The organism is Coprobacter sp., from assembly GCF_982436375.1.
Map to the genome: position 1 here is coordinate 1 of NZ_CEWDCG010000234.1, position 4,105 is coordinate 4,105.

Annotated in this window: 3 protein-coding genes; 2 read left to right on the plus strand and 1 reads right to left on the minus strand. The window is 38.9% G+C overall.

Features of this window, described 5'->3' with window-relative positions; translation table 11 throughout:
* The first annotated feature begins 41 nt into the window (after nt 1-41).
* On the plus strand, nt 42-2,510 hold the full coding sequence (gene pheT, locus AC1WHX_RS10930; protein WP_022602812.1) for a phenylalanine--tRNA ligase subunit beta: 2,469 nt from the start codon (nt 42-44) through the stop codon (nt 2,508-2,510).
* Nucleotides 2,511-2,543: 33 nt separating this feature from the next.
* Entirely contained in the window at nt 2,544-3,272 is a 729-nt protein-coding gene (locus tag AC1WHX_RS10935) for a YebC/PmpR family DNA-binding transcriptional regulator (RefSeq protein WP_009316537.1), read from the plus strand.
* A 69-nt stretch (nt 3,273-3,341) separates the two neighbouring features.
* Here AC1WHX_RS10935 and AC1WHX_RS10940 read toward each other — a convergent pair whose 3' ends face one another.
* Nucleotides 3,342-4,064, minus strand: coding sequence for a hypothetical protein (locus AC1WHX_RS10940; protein WP_481229343.1), 723 nt, complete (start codon nt 4,062-4,064; stop codon nt 3,342-3,344).
* Nucleotides 4,065-4,105: the final 41 nt, after the last annotated feature.

Below are 4,105 nucleotides of genomic sequence, written 5' to 3' on the forward strand. Positions count from 1 at the left end.
TGTAACCTTTGTCCTGCTGAACCTTTAAAATTATATACAAAATGAATATTTCGTATAATTGGCTGAAAGATTATTTGAATATCTCGCAGACTCCGGAAGAAGTTGCAGCTGCCCTTACCTCGATAGGTCTCGAAACGGGTGGAGTAGAAGAGGTACAAACGATAAAAGGCGGATTGGAAGGTCTGGTAATCGGTAAAGTGTTGACTTGTATAGATCATCCTAACTCTGATCATCTCCACATAACGACTGTCGATTTGGGTAACGGCGAACCTGTGCAGATTGTTTGCGGAGCTCCTAATGTTGCGGCAGGTCAGCATGTCGTTGTTGCAACTCTCGGTACTGTACTTTATTCAGGAGACGAAACATTCACGATTAAGAAATCAAAAATACGCGGAGAAGAATCTTTCGGGATGATTTGTGCCGAAGATGAGATAGGAATCGGTGATAGTCATGACGGGATTATCGTATTGCCCGATACGGTTGCTCCTGGTACATTGGCTAAAGATTATTATAATGTAAAAAGTGATTATGTATTGGAGGTAGATATAACTCCGAATCGTGTCGATGCCGCTTCACATTATGGTGTAGCTCGTGATTTGGCGGCTTATTTAAAACAAAACGGGTATGATGCCGTCTTAAGACGTCCTTCCGTAGAGGCATTTGCTGTCGATGATAAAGAGGGAAAAGCTATATCGGTATCGGTCGAAAATACCGAGGCTTGTCCTCGTTATTGCGGGATTACAATACGGGATGTAAAAGTGACAGAGAGTCCCGAATGGCTGCAGCAACGATTATTGGCGATAGGTTTGCGGCCTATCAATAATGTTGTAGATATTACCAACTTTCTATTGCATGAAACCGGGCAACCTTTGCATTGTTTCGATTTGAATCATATCGAGGGAGGAAAGGTTATTGTAAAAACACTTCCGGAGGGGACTAAGTTTGTAACCCTGGATGGTGTCGAACGTTCTTTGTCGGATCGAGATCTGATGATTTGTAATGAAAAAGAAGGAATGTGTATTGCCGGGGTGTTCGGCGGCCTGAAATCGGGTGTAACCGAACAAACAACGGATGTATTCCTCGAATCGGCATATTTCAGTCCGATGTGGGTGCGTAAGACGGCACGTCGTCACGGGCTTAATACCGACTCTTCATTCCGTTTTGAAAGAGGTGCTGATCCTAATAATTTGATCTATGTACTTAAACGTGCGGCATTATTGGTGAAAGAGTTGGCCGGAGGAAAAATAACGGGAGAAATCGTAGATGTGTATCCGAACAAAATCGATAATTTCAGGGTAGAACTCAGCTATGACCGTTTGAACAGTCTTGTCGGTAAGGTAATTCCTCAGGATATGGTAAAAAGTATTCTTTCCAGTCTTGAAATTGAAATCTTAGATGAAAAAGATGGAGTTCTGACATTGAGTGTACCTACTTATCGAGTAGATGTTCAAAGAGATGTCGATGTTATAGAGGATATTCTCCGTATTTATGGATATAATAATGTCGAATTTACAGATTCTGTACATTCTAATCTTTCATACAAAACAATGACGGATGAGAATCATCGGCTGTATAATTTGATTGCAGAACAGTTGACCGGATGCGGATTCAACGAGATCATGAATAATTCTTTGACAAAAAGTGCCTATTATACCTCTTTGACGACTTATCCTGAAAAGAACTGTGTTCCGCTTCTTAATCCGCTGAGTAATGATCTCAATGTTATGAGACAAACTTTACTTTTCGGAGGGTTGGAGAGTTTAGCTTATAATATCAACCGTCGCCGGCCGGATTTGAAATTCTACGAATTCGGGAATTGTTATAATTATGATGCAGATGCCGATACGTCTAAAAATGTACTGGCATCTTATTCGGAAGCACAGCATCTCGGTTTGTGGATTACAGGTAATCGTGTATCGGGAAGTTGGGCACATCCGGATGAAAAATCTTCGGTATTCGAGCTGAAAGGGTATGTCGAGAATATCTTTGCTCGTTTGGGTGTGGATATGAAGAAATTACAATTTTCTCAGATTTCAGACGATATATTTGATGTTGCATTGGTTTATACGATGCGGAACGGTGGAAAAATTCTTGCGAAGTTCGGATTAGTCTCGAAAAAAATATTGAAATCGTTCGATATTGAAACTGGGGTATCTTATGCTGAAATGAATTGGACTCTTCTTGTAAAAGAAGCCGTAAAAAATAAAGTCACGTTTAGTGAAATTTCTAAATTTCCTCCTGTGAAACGAGATTTAGCATTATTGGTTGATACATCCGTACAGTTTGCCGAAATAGAGAAAGTCGCTTATGACACTGAACGTAGGCTGTTGAAAGATGTGTACCTATTCGATGTTTATGAAGGAAAGAATCTGGAATCGGGGAAAAAGTCTTATGCTGTTTCTTTTATTTTGCAGGATGAAACCAAGACATTGAATGATAAGCAAATCGAATCGATAATGAACCGGATTATTGCTAATTTGCAACAGAAGCTTAATGCGAAACTCAGATAATTTATTATATAAGAAATACAAGAATAGAATACAATGGGAAGAGCGTTTGAATATCGTAAAGCCAGAAAGTTAAAGCGCTGGGGAAACATGGCGCGTACATTTACAAAATTAGGTAAAGAAATTTCGATTGCCGTGAAGGCCAGCGGTCCTGATCCCGATGCTAATCCGCGTTTGCGTGTTCTTATGCAGAATGCTAAGGCTGCCAATATGCCGAAAGAAAATGTGGAGCGTGCAATTAAAAAGGCGACATCAAAAGATGAGGGCGATTATAAAGAAATCGTTTATGAAGGATACGGACCTTTCGGTATCGCTATTGTAGTAGAGACTGCGACAGATAATCCTACCCGTACCGTTGCCAATGTACGCAGTTATTTTAATAAATTCGGCGGATCGTTAGGAACCAGCGGTAGTTTATCTTTCCTTTTCGATCATAAGAGCGTGTTTAAGATTAAGGCTAAAGAAGGAGTGTCCCTTGAGGATCTTGAACTTGAACTTATCGACTATGGTGTAGATGAACTTGAAGCTGACGGGGAAGAGATTGTATTATACGGAGAGTTCGAATCTTTCAGTAACATTCAGAAATATCTTGAAGAAAATGGATTCGAGATAGAAAGTGCTGAGTTTGAACGTATTCCGAATGATACTAAAGAAGTGACGGAAGAGCAGCGTGCTTCAATTGAAAAACTTCTTGAAAAATTTGAGGATGATGAAGACGTTCAGAATGTTTTCCATAATATGAAAGAAGCTGACGATGAGGAATAACACCCTTTAGGTTTAAGATATAAAAAGAGGTCTTTTAAGGCCTCTTTTTATGTTCTTGATAGGTGGCTCTTAGAATTCGAAGCCGAGTTTTATAGATATTCCGTTGATTGCCATATTATCTTTATAATTTTTGATGTTCTTCGGTCTGTCGTTGATTTTCGCTTTTTGCATATTATATCCTATTGTTAAATTCATACCGAATCGAGGAGAGCTGGAAAGAGCTACTCCGATATGAGGGTTTATATAACAGCCTTTGCCGTCATAAACCGAGTATCCAGCTTTCAGTCCTAAAAACGGAGATATATTCTTGTTGAGAAAATACGTTTTAATATCAGCAAAAACAGGAATAAAAAAAGTTTCCCAATTCATGTGGTATTCTATTCCGATACCAGCTCCGAAGAAAAAATATGGGTTAAACTGATATCCGTGAGTTGTTGATACGGCAATTGCCCCGTCTCCTCTATTTCCGATCCCTATTACTCCTCCGAAATCTATGAATCCTTTGTAACCTGTTTTGTCATAAGTCGGATTGTTGTTGTACTGTTTGAGACGAAATTTTTTTTGAAAGATTTCATCTTCGGGCGATATAATTTTTTCTATTTCATGTATAGAATAGACAAGTATGCTGCCGTTCGATGTTTTTACTTTTATAGATGTATTGGGTATTTCTTCGATGATGATTCCCTTTACTTTGTCTCCGTTTTTCAGATATACAATTTCTTGATTGTTTTGGGCGAATGCGAGTAATGTGTTGCATAAGACCACGCAGATAATGAATACTATTTTTTTCATATTGTAAATTATATTTTCTGGAATAATAGCCATTAAAACGA

Bases quoted from the DNA above. Each gene is read 5' to 3' on its own strand.
- pheT (WP_022602812.1), top strand. From the start codon at position 42: ATGAATATTTCGTATAATTGGCTGAAAGATTATTTGAATATCTCGCAG.
- AC1WHX_RS10935 (WP_009316537.1), top strand. From the start codon at position 2,544: ATGGGAAGAGCGTTTGAATATCGTAAAGCCAGAAAGTTAAAGCGCTGG.
- AC1WHX_RS10940 (WP_481229343.1), bottom strand. From the start codon at position 4,064: ATGAAAAAAATAGTATTCATTATCTGCGTGGTCTTATGCAACACATTA.